The organism is Rhizobium sp. YJ-22 (assembly GCF_029601685.1).
Lineage (GTDB): Bacteria > Pseudomonadota > Alphaproteobacteria > Rhizobiales > Rhizobiaceae > Metarhizobium.
Genome location: NZ_JARRIR010000002.1, coordinates 306,632 through 326,559, shown reverse-complemented (window position 1 = coordinate 326,559; position 19,928 = coordinate 306,632). Strand labels below are relative to the sequence as shown.

Below are 19,928 nucleotides of genomic sequence, written 5' to 3'. Positions count from 1 at the left end.
CTGGCGACGCGATGCGCCGAGCAGATATATCCGGCTGATGTACGTCTGTCATCCGGGGATGGAAACGTTATCGCAAGGTGCCAGGGCGGCGGCGATTGATGAATCGATGCCGGGCTTTGTCAGGCTTGGCTGACAGAATGATTCAGGTCACTGGCAAATCGGGTGAAGAATTTTGCTCTTCATTCTGGCCTTCTCCCTCGCGCGTCTCCCTTACGGCATTGCTTCGTGTGGGGAGAAGGTGCGGCAGGCCGGATGAAGGACAACTTCAATACCCGGAGAAATCGATTCATGCTGACTTTGTATGGCGTTGTTTTGTATTGAAATTCCTCCATAGGCCTGCCACCTTCGCTCACGGATCATAAGCAAAGGGAGAGAGTCATGGCCGAGGAACAAACGCAGGCGGTGACCCGGCCGATGCCGACGGAGCCGGGTATCCTGGCCTTTCTGGCGCGCTGCGATGCCTTCTATCCGGTGGATGCGGTCAACGGCACCATCGAGCAGCAGCGCGGCTGGTACGATGCGCTTTGCGCCGCCTTCTCGCCGGCGCTGCCGGCCGGGCTGGTGAAAACCGATGGCCAAATCGGGGCGGTGACAATCCGCCGCTACCGGCCGGCGGCGTTGCGCACGGGGCGACATCTGCTCTACCTGCATGGCGGCGGCTTCGTGGTCGGTTCGCTGGAAAGCCACGATGCGATCTGCGCCGAAATCGCCGAGGGTGTCGGGGCGGAACTGACGGCGGTGGATTATCGCCTGGCGCCCGAGCATGTCTGGCCGTCCCAGACGGATGATTGTTATGCCGTGCTGAAATCCCTGCTGGCCGAGGGCCATGAGGTCGTGCTGATCGGCGACAGTGCCGGAGGCAATCTCGCGGCCGGGCTGGCGGTGCGGGCGCTTCGCGACGGATTGAAGGGTGTCGTGGCGCAGGCGCTGATCTATCCGGCGCTCGGCGGCGATCTCGAAACCGGCTCCTATGAGGAGATGGGCGAAGCTCCCGGCCTGACGACGGCGGATGTGCGCTATTATCGTGACATTCTAAAAGCGCCTGATGACCCGGTCGCCCATGCTTTGCGGATCGCCGATGTCCGCGGCTTGCCGCCCGCCTATATCACCACGGCGCATTTCGACCCGTTGCGCGACGATGGCGCATTGTTTGCCGCGCGCCTGGCGGCGGCCGGTATCGAGGTTTGGTATCGCGACGAGCCGCAGATGGTCCATGCCTGGCTGCGCGCCCGGCACATGAGCGAAGGCGCCGCCGCCGGTTTTCGCGCGCTGGTGACGGCGATCAGCCATTTTGCGGGGAGCAGCTAAGAAATCGCCCGTGGCAGTGGGGCTGCCGCCACGGGCTTCCCTCGCGATTTACATGAAATCGCGCGGGATTCTTTTTTCGAAGGTCTTGTGGAAGACCTGGGTCTCGCCCTCATAACCGGTCAGTTCGGCTTCGGTGACCCATTCCGTCGCGGTGCAGGACAGTTTTGCCGTCGAGACCGTGCGCACCGACCAGCCGTCGCGCTGCATGTCGCAGATCCAGGTGGATTGGCCGGTCATCGACAGCGGATCGTTCGGGCGGATCGTCCACAATTCCTCGCGCACCTGCCGGGTCGATAGACCGGTGCCGGGGCGTTCGGAAAGGCCGGTATCCTCGTAGATACGGTATTCGGTGCGGTTGGCGGTGAGATCGCGGTTGACCGAACGGTGCGTCGTGCCCGGCGCATGCTCGATATATTTGGGCAACGGGTCGGGATTGTCCGGCTGCCTGACCGTGATCTTCTCGTGATCGCCAAGCTTCGGCAGGGCAAGACCAAGCGTCGCCAGGTCGAGCGTCACGCCGGGATCGGTGGGCGCGGGCAGGATCATCGGCCAATAGGCAGTCGAGATCGCCAGGCGAATGCGGTGCCCCCGACGGAAACGATAGCCGCAGGCATCGAGCACCAGCCGGATCGCGACCTTCTCGCCCTTGGGCATCGCCTTCGGGTTTTCGTCGCCGTCGCGATGGGAGAGGTTGAGCACGCCGAAGGCGATGCGGGTGGCGGTGCCATCGGGATGCACATCGACCAGGCGGGCGCAAAGGTTAGCCCAATCGGCGTCACAGGCGAGTTCGACGGCGACGACCGGACGGCCGAGAATATCGACATCTTCTTCCAGCACGGCGGTTTCGATGACCAGCGAACCAGCATCGTCGCCGCGCTGGTCCAGCGCCATTTCCGCATCCGGCTTCAGGGTGAAATATTCGCCGGAGGCCGTGCCGGTGTCGAGCGGCGAGCGGATGTAGCGGTCATGCCCTTTCGCGCCGGGAATCGGGCTGCCGGCGGTGAGCACGCCGAACTGGTCGGCATAATAGCTTGCCGTTTCCGGCTCCGCCCAGGCCTGCTTGCCGATCCAGAAGCCGGGATCGAAATCGCGGCGCGGCGCCGGCGGACGGAGGTCTTCGGTGATATAGGCGCGCACCTGCGGCAGGTTCTCGATGCCGTTTTCCTCGCCGCGCAGCCAGCGGTTCCACCAGGCGATGGCTTCGCCGATGAAATCGGCGCGCGGCTTCGGCCAGGCGAAGTGCGGATATTTATGCACCCAGGGGCCGATCAGGGCCTTGGCCTTGCCGCCCAGTCCTTCGACGGCCTTGAGCGGTGTGTTGCGATAGCCGTCCGCCCAGCCGGCGATGACGATCGCCGGGATCTGCACGTCGTCGAAATTCTCGCCGATGGAGCCGTGTTTCCAGAAGGCGTCGCGGCGCTGGTGCGACAGCCACTCCTCCATGAAATAGGGTTCCTTCTCCAGCCGCTCCATCCACATCTCGCGCCAGCGCTCGCCGACGAGAGCCGGATCGGGCGACCGCGACTGGTAGCCGAGCATCGTCGCCGCCCAGGAAAGCTGGGCGGAGAGATGCGTGCCGTTCTTATAGTGGATGTCGTCATTGTAGCGGTCGACGGTGGAGGCGATGGATATCACCGCCTTCAACGCCGGCGGGCGCAGTGCGGCCGTCTGCAGGCAGTTGAAGCCGCCCCAGGAGATGCCCATCATGCCGACCGAACCGTTCGACCAGGGCTGTTCGGCGATCCAGCCGATCAGTTCGCAGGCGTTTGCGAGTTCGAGTTCCGTGTATTCGCCGTCGATGACGCCGTCGGATTCGCCCGAGCCCCTGATGTCGACGCGCACGCCGGCAATGCCGGCGGCGGCGAATTCGGGATAGGTGGAATCGTCGCGCAGGCAGGTGCCGTCATGCTTGCGATACGGCAGGAACTCGAACACGGTCGGGACCGGATCGGCCTCGGCATTGTCCGGCATCCAGATGCGCGCCGCCAGACGGGTGCCGTCCCTGAGCGTGATCCACTCGTTTTCGATGATGGTGAAGGGGCGTTTGCCTGACATGTTCTCTCAAAACTCCCGGATTTTAGGCGTCAAGCCAGACGCGGCTGCCGATATAGCCGTTCGACAGGTCGTTGCCGATGTCGTCGACATAACCCTTGACGCTCTTCGACTGGGCCATGACATAGTCATTGAACACGGGCAGGATGAGGCCGCCTTCGTCCCGGACCATCAGCGCCATGGTGCGATAAATCGCCTTGCGCTTGGTCTCGTCCAACTCCGAGCGCGCCTGCAGCAGCAGCTTGTCGAAATCCGGGCGCTTGAAACGGGTGTCGTTCCATTCCGCCGTTGAGAGATAGGAGGTGGAATAGCGCGAATCCTGTGTCGGTCGGCCGCCCCAATAGGTGGCGCAGAAGGGCTGAGCGTTCCAGACATTGGTCCAGTATCCGTCTTCAGGCTCGCGCTTGACCTCGATCTGGATACCGGCCTTCTTGGCGCTTTCCTGGAACAGGATGGCGGCATCGACGGCGCCCGCGAACGCCGCATCCGAGGTGCGCAGCAGGACCGGCCGATCGACGCCGGATTTCTTGAAATGGAAGGCTGCCTTGTCCGGATCGTAGGCGCGCTGCTCGATATCGTCGGGGGCGAGCGCATAATTGCCGTTGACCGGATAATCGTTGCCGAGCGTGCCGTAGCCGCCCAGCACCTTGTCGAGGATCGCCTGCCGGTCGATGGCGTATTTCAGCGCCAGACGCAGGTCGTTGTTGTCGAAGGGCGCAGTGTCGCAGTGCATCAGGAAGGCATAGAAGCCCTTGCCGGCATTGCGCACGATCTCGACCTTCGGCGCGCGCTTGAGCAGCGGCACAGTCTTCGGGTCGATATTGTTGACGAAATGCACCTGGCCCGAAGAGAGGGCGGCGACGCGGGCGGTCGTATCGTTCATGACGATGATTTCGACGGATTCGACATAGCCGCGATCCGAGCGCCAGTCATTGGGGTTCTTCTCAAAGGTGGCGCGCACGCCGGGCTCGAACTTGGCAAGCTTGTAAGGGCCGGTGCCGATGGCCGCCGCCGGATTGTCGACGCCGCCCTTCGGCTGGATGATCAGGTGATAATCGGAAAGCACCAGCGGCAGGTCGGCATTGCCTTCGGTCAGGGTGAGTACGAGATCGCCGGCCTTTTCCTCGATGGTCTTGAGGGAGGAGAGCAGGCCAAGCGCGCCGGACTTCGAATTGGCGTCGGCATGGCGCTTCAGCGTCGCGACGATATCGGCGGGGGTCATCTTGGTGCCGTCATGGAAAGCGACGTCGTTGCGCAGCTTGAAGGTCCAGACGGAAGCGTCGGCGGAGGGTTCCCAGGCGGTGGCGATCGAGGGCAGGGCGGCGCCGGTCTTCGGGTCCGATTCGATCAGCGTATCGCCCCACAGGCGGCCGACGACGAACAGGACGGATGCGCTGTAGGTGGCGGGGTCGAGCGTGTCGCTGGTCGCGCCGCCCTTGAGACCGAGCTTCAGGTGGCCGCCGCGCTTCGGCTCGTCGGCGGCATGCGCCGTTGCCGGCACCAGCAGGCCGCCGGCGGTGACGCTCATCGCGCCAAGGGCGGCAGCGCCCCCGAGAAAGCCACGGCGGCTGAGGCCGGTGTTCGAAAGCATGTCCTGTATCGTCTTGGAGAAATCGCTCATTCCAGAACCCCTTGTCCTTTGGTGTTGACGGCGAGCCTAACGGGGAGAATGCGTCGTGCAATTTCGCATTCTGACGCGATCTTATGCGAATTTACGCTATAGGGTTTCGATCGTTTCGTTGAAAAGATCCATCCATGAGCGCTCTTGCCGAAAATCTGAAAGCTGCCTGCGCCACTGTGCGATCGATTTCCCATGTCTGTCGGGAAATTGGCCTCAACCGGCAACAGTTCAATCGTTACATCAATGGCGAAACGCGACCTTCCGCACATAATCTAGCACGGATTGCCGGGTTTTTCGGCTTGCAGGCTGGAGATTTTGCATTGGCGCCGGCCGCTTTCCGCCAACGGCTGGAACACCGCGGCCGCAGCGGCGGCGAAGGGCTGCCGTTGCTTGACGGCTTCCCGGGCGATCTCGCCGCATTGCGTCGCCACGCCGGCTATTTCCAGACCTATCATTGCACGCCTTCCTGGCCGGGGCTGGTCGTGTGCTCTTGCAGCCGGCTGTATGAGGAAAACGGCGAGATGCGGGTGAAATCCATCGAGCGTATCCGCGACACGGTCAACGAAATCCGCCAGGATTCGAAATATGTCGGGCTGGCGGCATATTGGCGCAACCGCATCTTCATTACCGAGCGCAGCTTGGGCATGAACCCGATGCTGTCACAGGCAATCCTCATTCCCTTCGAGATGGCGCACCAACGCGTCTATCTGCGCGGCGTGACGACCGGCGTTTCCTGGCGCAAGGGAAACCTGCCCTATGCGACACGCACGATCTGGCGGCATATGGGCGCAAAGCCGGATCTGCGCGCGCTCCTGCGGCGTTGCGGCGTGCTGCCGCTGGCATCGAGGCAATTGCCGCCCACCGTGCGTGCTTTTCTGGACAGTCCCTCGGCGGAGCTTCTGACGGTGCCGACGGAATATTGAGGTTGCATTCCTCTTTGCGCATTCTCGCTTAAAGACATGTCCTCAAGGTTGTGCTAGGCTTGTAGACTTCGACAGCGAAGCAGCAGGCGCCGCGCCAGCCGGCGCCGACCGGTGAGGATGAGCCGCACCGGCCGAGGCAGTGGCTCTGCTCTCGAACAGGAGTGATCGCGATGTGGTTGAAACCATTCAGCATCACGCTTACGATACGGAAAACCCGCACGAGCTGGTCGGCTAGCGTGCGGGTCAGTTTCCTAACATAAGCGAAACGGATCAGGGGGAACGGCCCCTGATCCACTCCTGCAATATAAGGATGTTTCATCTGCGCTTCAAGCCTGAATGCAACCTAGGTTGTAGGGCTGGCCAACGTCATTCTTAAATAAACGAAATGGATCAGGGGGTGCGCCCAAGATCCATTCCCGCAATATCGCCCTATTCCTCAAGGCTTCCCAGTCACCGATCAATTCCCGGCGCTGGCCATGCGGCGGCTTGCGAGAGCTTTTTCGAGCCAGCCGATTTCCATTTCCGGCACGGATTTCAACAGCAGGTCGGTGTAGTCGTCGAAGGGTGGCGACAAGGCGACGCGCTTCGGGCCGAAGCGGACGAGCTTGCCGCGATGCATGACGGCGACGGAATCGGCGATCGCCCGGACGATAGCGATGTCGTGGGTGATGAAGATATAGGAGAGCTGGCTTTCCGCCTGCAGCCGCATCAGGAGCTTGAGGATGCCTTCGGCGACCAGCGGGTCGAGCGCCGAGGTCGGTTCGTCGCAGAGGATCAGCTCCGGCTTGGCGGCCAGCGCGCGGGCGATGGCCACGCGCTGCTTCTGACCGCCGGAAAGCTCGGCCGGATAGCGGTCGGCGAAGCCGGCGCCCATCTCGATCTGTTCCAGCAGTTCCTTGACACGCGCCGTCTTCGCCGCGCCTCGTAAGCCGTAATAGAAGGTCAGGGGGCGGCCGATGATGTCGCGCACCGTCTGGCGCGGATTCATGGCAGTATCGGCCATCTGATAGATGAGCTGGATGCGGCGCAACTCGTCGCGCGAGCGGCCGGAGAGCGTCGGCGTCAGCGGCTTGCCGTCAAAGGAAATCGAGCCGGAGAGCGGCGGCAGCAGCCCGGTGATGACGCGCGCCAGCGTCGACTTGCCAGAGCCGGATTCGCCGACCACCGCCAGCGTCTGCCCCTTGGGCAGATGCAGCGACACGTCATGCAGAACACGGAAACCATTCGGGTATCCGGCCGTGATGTTGTCGACCTTCAGCAGCGTGCCGCTCTGGTCCTGCGCCTCCTCCTTGCCGCTCTGGCGGACGTTGACGAGGGCGCGGGTATAATCCTGTCGCGGCTCCTCGATGATCTGCTGGGCCGTGCCGTATTCCACGGTCTTGCCATGGCGCAGCACCATGATGTCGTCGGAGATCTGGGCGACGACGGCGAGATCGTGGGTGATGTAGAGCGCGGCGGTGTGAGTTTCCTCGATAGCGTGCTTGATGGCGGCGAGCACGTCGATCTGGGTGGTGACGTCGAGCGCCGTCGTCGGCTCGTCGAAGACGATCAGCGACGGATTGGGGCAAAGCGCCATGGCGGTCATGGCGCGCTGCAGCTGACCGCCGGAAACCTGGTGGGGATAGCGGTCGCCGAAGGTTTCCGGGTTGGGCAGGCCCAGGACGCGGAACAGATAGAGGGCGCGCTGGCGCGCTTCTTCCTTGCTCATCAACCCGTGCTGCAGGCAGGCTTCGATCACCTGGTCGCCGAGGCGATGGGCCGGGTTGAAGGCGGCGGCGGCCGATTGCGCCACATAGCAGACGCGGGCGCCGCGCACGGTGCGGATGCCGCCCCTGCCGAGTTTGAGGATGTCCTTGCCATCGAGCAGGACTTCGCCGCCGGTGATTTCCGCGCCGCCGCGGCCATAGGCCAGCGCCGACAGGCCGATGGTGGATTTGCCGGCGCCGGACTCGCCGATCAGGCCGAGAACCTTGCCCTTCTGCAGGTCGAGCGACACGCCGTCGACGATGGTGACGCGCTTCGGCGGCTCGCCGGGCGGATAGCTGGTGGCCTCGATCTTGAGATTGCGGATCGAAAGAAGCTCAGGCATCGCCGCGTCCTCCCTTGAGGCTGGATGTGCGTTTCAGAAGCCAGTCGACGACGAGGTTGACGCAGATGGCGAGGGCCGCGATCGCTCCGCCCGGGATCAGGGCGGCAGGAATGCCGAAGATGATGCCGTCCTTGTTGTCCTTGACCATGCCGCCCCAGTCGGCGGCCGGCGGCTGGATGCCGAGGCCGAGGAAGGAGAGGGTGGAGAGGAACAGGATGGAGAAGGCGAAGCGCAGGCCGAATTCGGCCAGCAGCGGCGACAGCGTGTTGGGCAGGATCTCACGGAAGATGATCCACAGCCGTCCTTCGCCACGCAGCCGCGCCGCCTCGACGAATTCCATGACCGCCACATCCAGCGCCACGGCGCGGCCGAGACGGTAGACGCGGGTGGAATCGAGGATCGCCATGACCAGGATCAGCACGAAAAGGTTCTGCGGCAACACGGCCAGCACCACCAGCGCGAAGATCAGCGTCGGGATCGACATCATCAGGTCGTTGAAGCGCGACAGGCCCATGTCGATCAGCCCGCGCGACACCGCAGCGGTAAACGACAGGATGATGCCGAGCGAGAAGGAGATCACGGTGGCCGCCAGCGCCACGAACAGGGTGGTGCGGGCGCCGTAGATGACGCGCGACAGCAGGTCGCGGCCGAGATTGTCGGTGCCGAGCAGATAGGCATCGCCCATCGGCTCCCAGACGCCGGCGACGATTTCGCTCTCGCCGTGCGGCGCGAGCAGGGGCGCGAAGAGGGCGCAGATGAAAGCCAGCGCAATGCCGACGATGCCGATCCAGGCACTGATGGGGATATCGCGCAATCTCATCTCGGATGCCTCAGTCTCGGGTTGGCGACGATCGCGAGGATATCGGCCGCCATGTTGAGCAGGATGTAGATGGCGGCGAAGATGAGGCCGCAGGCCTGCACCACCGGCATATCGCGCACCGTCACGGCGTCGACCATGTACTGGCCCATGCCGGGATAGACGAAGACGACCTCGACCACGACGACGCCGACCACCAGATAAGCGAGGTTGAGGGCAACGACGTTGACGATCGGGGCGATGGCGTTCGGCGCGGCATGCTTGACGATGGCGCGGAAGGCGCCGAGGCCCTTCAGTTCGGCGGTTTCCATATAGGCCGACGACATCACCGAGAGAATGGCGGCGCGCGTCATGCGCATCATATGCGCCAGCACCACGAGCACCAGCGTCGCGGTCGGCAGGGCGATGGCCTTCAGCCGCTCGACGAAGCCCATGCCTTCGAAGACGGTGGCCGGGAAGGTGGCAATGCCGAAATTGACGGCGAAATAAAGGATCAGCAGGTAGCCGATGAAGAATTCCGGCAGCGAGATCGCCGCCAACGAGATGACATTGATGATCTTGTCCGGGAGGCGGTTACGATAATGCACCGCCAGCAGCCCGAGAAGGATGGCCAGCGGCACGGAGATCAGCGCCGCGAAGAAGGCGAGGAACAGCGAATTGCCGAGCCGGTTGCCGATCTGCTCGCTCACCGAATTCCGGCTCGCCCAGGAGGTGCCGAAATCGCCCTGCAGCGCGTTGCCCAGCCATTCGAAATAGCGGGTGGTCACCGGCCGGTCGAGGCCGAGTTCGCTGCGGATGTTGGCAACGGCCTGCGGCGTGGCCGACTGGCCGAGATAGGTGGTGGCGAAATCCCCCGGCAGCGCTTCGACGCCGGCGAAGATCAGCACCGAGACGGCGAGAAGCAGGAGGGCGCTGAGGCCCAGGCGTTGAAGGATGAGGGCAAGGAGGGGGAATCTTTCCCGCCACCGGCGCGGCGGTGCGCCCGAAGGCTCTGAGGTGATTGCCATGGGACTCCTCGTGGCTCAAGAGGAAAAAGAAAGCGCACTGCGGAAACCTGGCGGCTTCCGCAGACGCGTTTCGGAAAGGGCGGCCCGCAAGAGCCGCAAGCGGGGGTCAGCCTTCCAGCCAGACGCGGGTAGCGACGAAGCCGTTCGACATGTCGTTGCCGATGTCGTGCACGTAACCCTTGACGTTCTTGGTGGCGGCGTTGACGAAGTCGTTGAACATCGGAAGGATGAGGCCGCCTTCGTCGCGGACCATCATCGCCATGTGGCGATACATGTCCTTGCGCTTGGCCTCGTCGAGCTCGGCGCGGGCCTCGAGCAGGATCTTGTCGAAGTCCGGGCGCTTGAAGCGAGTGTCGTTCCAGTCCGCCGTCGAGAGATAGGCGGTGGAATACATCTGGTCCTGGGTCGGGCGTCCGCCCCAGTAGGAGGTCGAGAAGGGTTGCACGTTCCAGACGTTGGTCCAGTAGCCGTCGCCGGGCTCGCGCTTGACCTCGATGTTGATGCCGGCCTTCTTGGCGCTCTGCTGATAGAGGACGGCGGCATCGACGGCGCCGGGGAAGGCGACTTCGGAGGTGCGCAGCAGCACCGAGCCGCTGTGGCCGGACTTCTTGTAGTGGAAGGAGGCCTTGTCGGGATCGTAGGCGCGTTGCTCGATGCCTTCGGGGAAGAGGGCATAGGTCTCGTTGATCGGGAAGTCGTTGCCGACCTTGCCGTAGCCGCCGAGGATCTTCTGCACCATGGTCTCGCGGTCCATGGCGTATTTCAAGGCGAGACGCAGGTCGTTGTTGTCGAACGGCGCCTTGTCGCAATGCATGATGAAGACGTAATGGCCGCGGCCGGAGGTGTTGAGGATCTCGACGTTGGGCGCGCGCTTCAGCAGATTGACGGTCTTCGGGTCGACGCGGTTGATGTAATGCACCTGGCCGGAGGAGAGCGCAGCGATTCGGGCCGTGGCGTCGTTCATGGCGATGATTTCGACGGTGTCGACATAGCCGCGGTCGGTGCGCCAGTCGTCGGCATTGCGGGCCAGGGTGGCGCGCACGCCGGCTTCGAAGTTCACCACCTTGTAGGGGCCGGTCCCGATCTGGGCGTTCGGATCGTCAAGGCCGCCATTGGGCTGGATGACGAGGTGATAGTCGGTCAGAAGCAACGGCATGTCTGCGTTGCCTTCGGTGAGCGTCAGGACCAGCTTGTCGCCGTCGGCCTTGATCTCCTTGATCGACTTCATGACGCCGAGCGCGCCCGATTCCGATTTTTCGTCGGTGTGGCGCTTCAGCGTGGCGATGACGTCATCGACCGTCAGCTCCTTGCCGTTGTGGAACTTCACGCCCTTGCGGATCTTGAAGGTCCAGGTCACGGCATCGGCCGAGGGCTCCCAGGATTCGGCAAGAGCCGGCACCGGCGCGCCGGTCAGCGGCTCGGATTCGACCAGCATGTCGCCCCAGCAGCGGCCAACCACGAACATGAACTGCGACAGCGCCTTGGCCGGATCCTTGGAATCGGTGGCGGCGGCGCCTTCGAGGCCGAGGCGCAGCGTGCCGCCGCGTTTCGGTTCCTGCGCCTGGGCGCTGGTGGCGAAGAGATGCGAGGCCGCGGTCAGCGTCAGGCCGGCGGCCATGGCGCGGCCCATGAATTCGCGGCGGCTCAGGCCGCCGGCGGTGACGCGCGAGGCGAGATAATTGGTATAGTCCTTCATTCCCCTAGTTCCTCTCTTTTTTCGTTCAGGGTCATTTTCTCATCTGAATGGCGCATTTCCGAGCGGAAAACCGGATTCCACTTTTCCTGGCAATGCGTTTTCCCTCCCGGCCTTTCCCCTGGCCGGTAAAGGGACCTGTTCGTGATTAGGTTCGAAAACCCGTGTCCGGTCAAGCGGTTGTTTATTTTCCCTTCCAGATCGGGTCGCGTTTTTCAGCGAAGGCGCGCGCGCCTTCGAGCTGGTCTTCGCTGCCATAGAGCATATCGACGGTCCGCAATTGTTTCCTGGCGATGCGGTTCATCATCGTCTGGAAATCGGAGGCTTCCGCCTCGCGCACAACTTCCTTGATCGCGGCATAGACCAGCGGCGGCCCGCTTTCGAGCAAGCGCGCCAGCTCCCAGGCGCGTTCCATCAGCTTCTCGGCCGGCACGATCTCATTGACGAAGCCCCACCGATGGCCTTCCTCGGCATCCAGCCAGCGGCCGGTCAGAAGCATATCCATGGCGATATGATAGGGGATGCGCTTCGGCAGCTTGATCGAGGCGGCGTCGGCGACCGTGCCCGAGCGGATCTCCGGCAGCGAGAAGGTGGCGTGCGTGGCTGCGATGATCAGGTCGGCCGACAGCGCGATTTCGAAACCGCCGCCGCAACAGATACCGTTGATGGCGGCGATGACCGGCTTGTTGAGGTCGCGCAACTCCTGGATGCCGCCGAAGCCGCCGACACCGTAATTGCCCTCGACGGAGGCGCCGTCGGCGGCGGCCTTCAGATCCCAGCCGGCGCTGAAGAACTTCTCTCCCGCGCCCGTAAGGATTGCAACCCGCATGTCGGGATCGTCGCGAAAGTTCCGGAACACCTCGCCCATGGCCTGGCTGTATTCCAGCGTGATGGCATTGGCCTTGGGCCGATCCATCGTCACCTCGAGAATGCCGCCGACGCGCCGGGTGCGAACAGGTTCGCTCATGCTCTCCTCCTGCGCCTGATCAGGGCATCGGCGGCGACCACTCCCATGCCGGCCGGCAATACCATTATAGGATTGATATCGACTTCCTCGACATTTGAAGCGTTTGAAACGACATAATCTGCTGTCGCAGCGACAGCGGCGACCAGCGCCTCGACATCGCCCTTCGGCTGACCGCGATAGCCGTTCAAGAGCTTGGCGACCTTCAGGCCGGCGATAGCCTCACGGATTGCCTCATGCGTCGTCGGCAGCGGAAGAACGACGGCGTCCTCCAGCAATTCCACCAGAATGCCGCCGGCGCCGACCGAGAGAACCGGGCCCGCGACCGGGTCGCGCATGGCGCCGACGATGATCTCTGCGACGGGCTTCGCCACCATCTTTTCCACAAGGTAACCGGTGGCGACGCCGGCCATGGCGATCGCCGCCGCCTCGACTTCGGCTACCGACTGCAGGTTGAGCTTCACGGCGCCGGCCTCGGTCTTGTGGGCGACGCCGAGGCCCTTCAGGGCCACGGGAAAGCCGAGCGCTTCGGCCGCCTTGGCGATTTCCTGCGGGGTCGCGGCGACCTTGCCCTGCGGCACCGGCACGCCGGCGGCGGCCAGTTCCGCCTTGGCGTCAGCCTCGGTGACGGTTTCGCTGTCGCCGTCGATCAGCTCGGCCTTGACCAGTGGCGCAGCCACCGGACGCTTCCAGTTGCGGCCGATGCGGGCAGCGGTTTCCACAGCCACCAGCGCTTCGTCGATGCCGATGAAGGGCACGAGGCCGTTTTGTGACAGGCGGTCGGCCATGGCTTCCGGCAGGTTTTCACCCATGGAGGCGATGATGCCGGCATTGGCGCCGGTCGCCTTGGCAGCGTCGACCAGCGCATCCACCGTCGTCATCCAGTCGACCGGGTCGCAGCGGTCGAGACGCGGGAAGTCGAGCAGCACGAGGTTGAGGGCGTAGTCGCCCTGCATCATCGTCGAGAAGGCCTGCGTCAGCTTCTCGCGATTGCTCCAGACGAAGGTGTGGTAGTCGAGCGGGTTTGACAGCGTCACCATCTCGCCCAGCGTTTCGCGCAACGGCCCGAGCTGTTCCGGCTTGAGGTCGCGGAAATCGACGTCGCGGCCGACAGCCGAGTCGGCGATCAGCGACGCCTCGCCACCGGAGCAGCTCATCGAGGAGATCGCGTTCGAGGCGAGCGGGCCGAAAACGTGCAGCAGCTTCAGGGTTTCCAGCAACTCCGGCAGCGAGCTGACGCGGCCGATGCCGAGGCGTTCCAGCACCGCGCCGGAAACCTTGTCGTTGCCGGCGAGCGAGGCGGTGTGCGAGACGGTGGCGCGTTGGGCGGCTTCCGACTTGCCCATTTTCAGGGCGACGACGCCCTTGCCGAGTTCGCGGGCACGGCGGCCGAGCAGCTCCAGCGTCTCGATATCGTCGAAGCCTTCGATATGCAGGCCGACGGCGGTGACGCGCGGATCTTCCAGCGCCGCCACGGCCAGCGCCGAAATGCCGGTCTGGGCTTGGTTGCCGGCCGTCATCAGATAGGCGACCGGCAGGCCGCGCGCCTGGTTGGAGACGTTGCAGGCGATGTTGGAGGATTGCGTCAGCACGGCGACGCCGCGCTCGACGCGGATCATGCCGTGCTGGTCGGGCCAGAGCAGGGCGCCGTCCAGCATGTTGATGAAGCCGTAGCAGTTCGGGCCGACGACGGCCATGTCGCCGGCGGCCTCGACCAGTTTCGCCTGAAGCGCGGGGCCATCGGGCAATTCCTTCACGGCTTCGGAAAAACCGGAGGCATAGCAGATCGCGCCGCCCGCGCCGCGCGCCGCCAACTGCCCGATGATCTCGATGGCAGCCAAGCGATTGACGCCGATGAAGGCGGCGTCCGGGGCCGCGGGCAGATCCGCGACCGAACGGTAGCATTTATAGCCGTGAACCTCTTCGCGGGTGGGATGCACGGGCCATATATCGCCCTTGAAGCCCATCTTCCTGGATTGCTCGATGACGCGGCCCGCTTCCTTGCCGCCGAAGACGGCGATGGATTTCGGGCGGATGAGACGGTCGAGCGAGCCTTGTGCCAGTTGTTTGACCATATCGTTACGCTCCGTAGGGACGCAGCAGGTCGCGGCTGATGATGTGGCGCTGGATTTCCGAGGTGCCGTCCCAGATGCGCTCGACGCGGGCATCGCGCCACAGGCGGGCGAGCGGCAGATCGTCCATCAGGCCCATGCCGCCGAAAATCTGGATGGCCTCGTCGGTGACGCGGCCGAGCATTTCCGAGGCGAACACTTTTGCCGAGGCGATTTCGCGGTTGGCCGGCAGGCCCTGGTCGAGGCGCCAGGCGGCGGCCAGCGTCAGGTAGTCGGCGGCGTCGATCGAGGTGATCATGTCGGCGAGCTTGAAGGAGACGCCCTGGTTGGCGCCGATCGGCTTGCCGAACTGCTTGCGCTCGGCCGCATAGGGCAGGGCCAGCTCGAAGGCGCGGCGCGCGCGGCCGACGCAGGTGGCGGCAACGGTGATGCGCGTCGCATAGAGCCAGTCGTTGGCGAGGTCGAAGCCCTTGTGCAGCTCGCCGAGGATCTGCGACGACGGCAGGCGGCAATTGTCGAAGTTCAGGATGCAGTTGTGGTAACCGCGATGCGAGACAGAATTGTAGCCTTCGCGGATTTCGAAGCCCGGCGTGCCGCGGTCGACGAGGAAGCAGGTGATCAGCTTCTTGGGGCCGCGCGGCGTGTCTTCCTCGCCGGTGGCGATGAAGACGATGACGAAATCGGCGATGTTGGCGTGAGAAATGAAGTGCTTGGTGCCGTTGACGATCCAGTCGTCGCCGTCCTTCTTCGCAAAGCATTTCATGCCGCGCACGTCGGAGCCGGCGTCCGGCTCGGTCATGGCCAGCGCATCGAACTTGTCTCCGCGCACGGCCGGCAGCAGGTAGCGCTCGCGCTGCTCGTCATTGCAGCCCATCAGGATGCCGGAGGGGCGGCCGAAATAGGCGGAGAGGGCGAGCGAGCCGCGGCCAAGCTCGCGCTCGACCAGCGTGAAGGTGACGTGATCGAGGCCGCCGCCGCCGACGTCCTCAGGAAAGGCGCAGCCGAAGAAGCCGAGTTCCTTGCTCTTGCGGGCGATTTCCGCGCCGATTTCCGGGCGCACGATGCCGGTGCGCTCGACTTCGTCCTCATGCGGATAGATTTCGGTTTCGACGAAATCGCGCACGGTCTTGACGATCATTTCCTGTTCGTCGGTCAATCCGAAATTCATGGGTATTCTCCCTCCTTCACGGCTGCAGCGGCACTTTTTCGCTTCGCGCACCCGGGTATTTTCAATGGAATTTCCCTCCTCCCGACCAGCAGGAGGAGGGTGTTGTCTTCGATGCTCGCGCCGGTTCTCAGCGCTTCTGGCCGACCGCGCGGCCGACGCCTTCCGGGCGCGGCAGCGTTGCATGGGCCTCGGTGATGGCGCGCAGCTTCGACAGCACGCTTTCCGGGGCGGCCACGGCCTTGCCAGCCTTGGAGTCGACATGCAGCATCATCTGCTCGGCGGTGGCAACCGCTTCGCCGCTTTCCTTGTTGTAGATCGTCGAGAAAACATGCAGCCGCTTCTCGTCGCTGCCAAGGATTTGGCAGGTCGAATAGAGCCCGTCGCCGAGCTTGGCCTCGCCGAGATTGCGGATATGCGTCTCGACCGTGTAGTAGCTGTGGCCGTCGCGGACATAGTCCAGATCGACGCCGATCAGGCGCAGGATGCCGTCCGAGGTATCGCCGAAGACCTGCAGATAGCGATGCTCGGTCATGTGGTTGTTGTAATCCACCCAGGCGGCGCTGACCTTGGTGTCGACGATGCGGATAGCCTGCGCGCCGCCAAGATCGGTCTCGACCTTTTTCGCATTGGCCCAGAGATGATCCTCGAATTCGGCGAGCAGCTTTCCCGCGCCCCAGCCGCGACCGTCGTCGGAGGCTTTCAGCGCATGCATGATGCCGACAAGGTTCTCGTCGCGTATCCGCTCCAGCTCGCGGATCGAGCGGGCGCCGGATTGCGCGTCGGACTGGTCGGCGATCTTGTCGACAAGTTCGTCGGTCAGGTCGACAACATCCGTCAGTTTGGTCCACGGCCAGGCAAGGCAGGGGCCGAATTGTGCGATGAAATGGCGCATGCCCGCTTCGCCGCCGGCGATGCGATAGGTTTCGAACATGCCCATCTGCGCCCAGCGCATGCCGAAGGAATAACGGATGATGTCGTCCAGCGTCTCGGTGTCGCAGATGTCGTCGTTAATCAGCCACAGACCTTCGCGCCAGACAGCTTCCAGCAGACGGTCGCCGACGAAGGCTTCGATTTCCTTCTTGAGGACGACGCCCTTCATGCCGATGGTGGCGAGCTTGGCCTTGGCTTCCTCAAGCGTTGCCGGCGCCGTCTTCTCGCCGCCGACGAGTTCGGCGAGCGGCAGCAGGTAAACGGGGTTATAGGGATGGGCGACGAACATGCGCTCGGGATGCTTCATGTCGCGCTGCAGGTCGGTCGGCAGGATGCCTGACGTGGAGGAGCCGATCAGCGCCTTCGGGTCGGCGGCGGCGTCGATCTGGGTGATGACGCCGCGCTTCAGGTCGATGCGCTCCGGCACGCTTTCCTGAATCCAGTCAGCGCCTTGCACGGCTTCCTCGATGCTCTTGACGAAGGTGAGCTTGCCCTTGGGCGGCAGCGGCGCCATGGTCATCATCGCATAGGCGCGCTCGGCATTGGCGAGTACTTCGCCGACGATGCGCTCGGCTTCCGGATGCGGGTCGCACATGGCGACATCGATGCCGGCGAGCAGGAAGCGGGCCGCCCAGGCCCCGCCGATGACGCCGCCGCCGATGCAGGCGGCCTTGTGGATCTTGGTCATGTTCGTTGCCTCGAATTCTGGAAATGTCTTGTCGGTTGACGGGTCGATATCGCGCATTCAGCGTTGCCCCTGACGCTCTCCCCGCGAGCGGGGAGAGCGTGCCGGTCAGCGGACGAGGGGCAGGTGCGCCGATCCTCAGCGCTTGGTCAGCTTCAGCTTCTTGCGGACCTCTTCCGGTCCGATGATGCGGGCGCCCATGTTTTCGACGATGCTGGCCGCCTTTTCGACGAGCTGCGCATTGGTGGCGAGCTGGCCCTTGCCGATATAGAGATTGTCCTCAAGCCCGACGCGGATATTGCCGCCGGCAAGCACCGCCGCGGCCGGGTAGGCCATGGCGTTGCGGCCGATGGAGAAGGCCGAGAAGGTCCAGTGCGACGGCACGTTGTTGACCATCGCCATGAAGGTGTTGAGATCGTCCGGCGCCCCCCACGGAATACCCATGCACAGCTGGATGAGGACCGGATCCTCGATCACGCCTTCCTCGGCGAGCTGCTTGGCGAACCAGAGATGGCCGGTGTCGAAGGCTTCGATTTCCGGGCGCACGCCGAGTTCCGTCATCTTAGCGCCCATGGCGCGCAGCATCGACGGCGTGTTGGTCATGACGTAATCGCCGAGATTGAAGTTCATCGTGCCGCAATCGAGCGTGCAGATTTCCGGCAGGCATTCGGCGACATGGGAAACGCGCTCGGTGGCGCCGGCCATGTCGGTGCCCTTCGGGTTCAACGGCAGCGGGCTTTCGACATCGCCGAAAATCAGGTCGCCGCCCATGCCGGCGGTCAGGTTCAACACCACGTCGACCTCGGCCGAGCGGATGCGGTCGGTCACTTCCCTGTAGAGGTCGTTGCGGCGGCTCGGTGCGCCGGTATCGGGATCGCGCACATGGCAATGCACGACGGCCGCACCCGCCTTGGCGGCGTCGATGGCCGAATCGGCGATCTGCTTCGGGGTGATCGGCACATGCGGGGATTTGGATACGGTGTCGCCCGAGCCGGTGACGGCGCAGGTGATGAAGACGTCGCGATTCATGGCGAGTGGCATGGTGTTCCTCCGTTCTTTGCCCGGCATTAGGCGCTGAAGTGCTTACGCATGCTTTGCAAAATCGGAACCATCCTTGACATTATCGGAAGAGCGACGGAGAGTTCCCAGCCATGTTCCAGCCCGTTCCCGAAACCCTCGACCTCGACCTTCTCGTACTGCCGGAGACGAACCTCATCCTGTTCGCCTCGGTCATCGAGCCCTTGCGCGTCGTTAACCGCATCGTCGGGCGCGACCTCTACCGCTGGACGATCTTCAGCCCGGACGGCCGCCCGGCCGAGACGCGCAGCGGCATTTCCATCCCGGCCGCTGGCGCATTCCGGCCGGACAAGGAGAGCCATCCGCTGTTCATCCTCTCCAGCCACAACTGGGATCGCTACACGACGCCGGCCTTGAAGAGGGTGCTGTCGAAGACGGCGCGGCATCGCAGCATGGTGGCCGGCATCGAGGCGGGCGGCTGGCTGCTGGCGGAGGTCGGTCTGCTCGCCTCGGTGCGCGCCACCACCCACTGGGAGGATTTCGACGATTTCACCCGCGCCTATCCGGAGATCGACATGGTGCGCGAGCGATTCGTCATCGACGGCAAGCGCATCACCACCGGCGGCTCGCTGCCGACCGTCGACCTGATGCTGGAAATTATCCGCCGCCGGCAGGGCTATTCGCTGGCGCTGGAAGTGTCGCGGCAGTTCATCTACGAGCAGGACGGGCGCCGCTCGGAGGAAACCGGCATGCCCTCGACCGGCAGCATGCGCGTCGTCGACCAGCGCGTGGCGCAGGCGGTTACGATCATGGAGGAAACGGTGGAGGAGCCGCTGCTGCTGGCGCGGCTGGCGCGGCGCGTCGGCGTCAGCGCCAGGCATCTGCAGGAATTGTTTCGCGACGGCATCGGCGTGCCGCCGCATGTGCATTACATGGCGATCCGGCTGAATGCGGCGCGGCGCAAGGTCATCGAAAGCAAGCTGCCCTTCGCCGACATCGCGCTGACCACCGGCTTCAACTCCGCCTCGGCTTTTGCGCGGGCTTACAAGGCGCAGTTTCGCGAAAGCGCTTCGGAGACGCGAAAAAGGCTGCAGGGGTAGGGCCGCGTGTCGCGGCCCCGATGCTATCAGGCGATCTTGGCGCGTTCGGCCAGAATATTCTTCGCCGCATTGGCGGCTTCGCGGCCCTTGATGACGAAGTGGTCGCGGAAGAAGGCGATATGGGCGTCCGATTCCTGGAAATTGTGGGGCGTCAGCACGGCGGAAAGCACCGGCACGCCGCTGTCGAGGCTGACGCGCATCATGGCGTCGAGCACCGTGCCGGCAACGAAATCATGGCGGTAGATGCCGCCGTCGACGACGAAGGCGGTGCCGAGCACGGCGGCGAAGCGGCCGGTCTTGATCAGCGTCTGGGCATGCAGTGGAATTTCCAGCGCGCCGGGAACGTCGAAGATTTCGACATCCGACGCCTTGCCGCCAAGATTTTCCCATTCGGCGACGAAGGAATTGACGCATTGATCGACGATATCCGAATGCCAGCGGCCACGGATGACGGCGATGCGCGAGGGGGTAGTTGTCATTGT

The 19,928-nt window shown here is 63.9% G+C and carries 15 protein-coding genes; 3 read left to right on the top strand and 12 right to left on the bottom strand.

Translation table 11 applies throughout. The features are described from left to right. The first annotated feature begins 378 nt into the window (after window positions 1–378). A complete protein-coding gene (locus P7F60_RS06085; RefSeq protein ID WP_277916821.1) occupies window positions 379–1,308 on the top strand; it encodes an alpha/beta hydrolase in 930 nt (309 codons plus the stop codon). A 48-nt stretch (window positions 1,309–1,356) separates the two neighbouring features. Here the strand turns inward: P7F60_RS06085 and P7F60_RS06080 are convergent, their stop codons facing one another. Both P7F60_RS06080 and P7F60_RS06075 read right to left on the bottom strand, forming a co-directional pair. Further along, window positions 1,357–3,363, bottom strand: a complete 2,007-nt coding sequence (locus P7F60_RS06080) for a CocE/NonD family hydrolase (protein WP_277916820.1) — start codon at window positions 3,361–3,363, stop codon at window positions 1,357–1,359. 22 nt (window positions 3,364–3,385) lie between these two features. Continuing rightward, window positions 3,386–4,981, bottom strand: a complete 1,596-nt coding sequence (locus tag P7F60_RS06075; protein WP_277916819.1) for an ABC transporter substrate-binding protein — start codon at window positions 4,979–4,981, stop codon at window positions 3,386–3,388. A 134-nt stretch (window positions 4,982–5,115) separates the two neighbouring features. On the opposite strand from P7F60_RS06075, the gene P7F60_RS06070 reads away from it, so the two are divergent. Then, window positions 5,116–5,904, top strand: coding sequence for a helix-turn-helix transcriptional regulator (locus tag P7F60_RS06070; RefSeq protein WP_277916818.1), 789 nt, complete (start codon window positions 5,116–5,118; stop codon window positions 5,902–5,904). Between the two features lie 457 nt (window positions 5,905–6,361). Here the strand turns inward: P7F60_RS06070 and P7F60_RS06065 are convergent, their stop codons facing one another. From P7F60_RS06065 to P7F60_RS06025, 9 genes are all read right to left on the bottom strand, one after another. After that, a complete protein-coding gene (locus P7F60_RS06065; RefSeq protein WP_277916817.1) occupies window positions 6,362–7,993 on the bottom strand; it encodes an ABC transporter ATP-binding protein in 1,632 nt (543 codons plus the stop codon). Next, window positions 7,986–8,813, bottom strand: a complete 828-nt coding sequence (locus P7F60_RS06060; protein ID WP_277916816.1) for an ABC transporter permease — start codon at window positions 8,811–8,813, stop codon at window positions 7,986–7,988. The genes P7F60_RS06065 and P7F60_RS06060 overlap by 8 nt, the downstream gene beginning before the upstream one ends. Next, window positions 8,810–9,817: an ABC transporter permease gene (locus P7F60_RS06055; protein ID WP_277916815.1), complete on the bottom strand. Its 1,008-nt coding sequence runs from the start codon at window positions 9,815–9,817 to the stop codon at window positions 8,810–8,812. The genes P7F60_RS06060 and P7F60_RS06055 overlap by 4 nt, the downstream gene beginning before the upstream one ends. Window positions 9,818–9,923: 106 nt before the next feature. Then, complete coding sequence (locus tag P7F60_RS06050; protein WP_277916814.1) at window positions 9,924–11,513, bottom strand: ABC transporter substrate-binding protein; 1,590 nt, start codon at window positions 11,511–11,513, stop codon at window positions 9,924–9,926. Window positions 11,514–11,694: 181 nt separating this feature from the next. Then, window positions 11,695–12,477, bottom strand: a complete 783-nt coding sequence (locus P7F60_RS06045; RefSeq protein WP_277916813.1) for a carnitinyl-CoA dehydratase — start codon at window positions 12,475–12,477, stop codon at window positions 11,695–11,697. Then, window positions 12,474–14,549, bottom strand: a complete 2,076-nt coding sequence (locus P7F60_RS06040; protein ID WP_277916812.1) for an acetate--CoA ligase family protein — start codon at window positions 14,547–14,549, stop codon at window positions 12,474–12,476. The genes P7F60_RS06045 and P7F60_RS06040 overlap by 4 nt, the downstream gene beginning before the upstream one ends. A gap of 4 nt (window positions 14,550–14,553) precedes the next feature. Continuing rightward, the gene (locus tag P7F60_RS06035; RefSeq protein WP_277916811.1) at window positions 14,554–15,714 is read right to left on the bottom strand and encodes an acyl-CoA dehydrogenase family protein; all 1,161 of its coding nucleotides are present in this window, start codon (window positions 15,712–15,714) and stop codon (window positions 14,554–14,556) included. Window positions 15,715–15,841: 127 nt separating this feature from the next. After that, on the bottom strand, window positions 15,842–17,332 hold the full coding sequence (locus tag P7F60_RS06030; RefSeq protein WP_277916810.1) for a carnitine 3-dehydrogenase: 1,491 nt from the start codon (window positions 17,330–17,332) through the stop codon (window positions 15,842–15,844). Between the two features lie 135 nt (window positions 17,333–17,467). Continuing rightward, window positions 17,468–18,370 (bottom strand): 3-keto-5-aminohexanoate cleavage protein, encoded by a 903-nt coding sequence (locus P7F60_RS06025; protein WP_277916809.1) that lies wholly within the window; start codon window positions 18,368–18,370, stop codon window positions 17,468–17,470. A gap of 110 nt (window positions 18,371–18,480) precedes the next feature. On the opposite strand from P7F60_RS06025, the gene P7F60_RS06020 reads away from it, so the two are divergent. After that, entirely contained in the window at window positions 18,481–19,446 is a 966-nt protein-coding gene (locus tag P7F60_RS06020; protein ID WP_277916808.1) for a GlxA family transcriptional regulator, read from the top strand. 26 nt (window positions 19,447–19,472) lie between these two features. Here P7F60_RS06020 and P7F60_RS06015 read toward each other — a convergent pair whose 3' ends face one another. Continuing rightward, entirely contained in the window at window positions 19,473–19,925 is a 453-nt protein-coding gene (locus P7F60_RS06015) for a 6,7-dimethyl-8-ribityllumazine synthase (protein ID WP_277916807.1), read from the bottom strand. Between the last annotated feature and the right edge of the window lie 3 nt (window positions 19,926–19,928).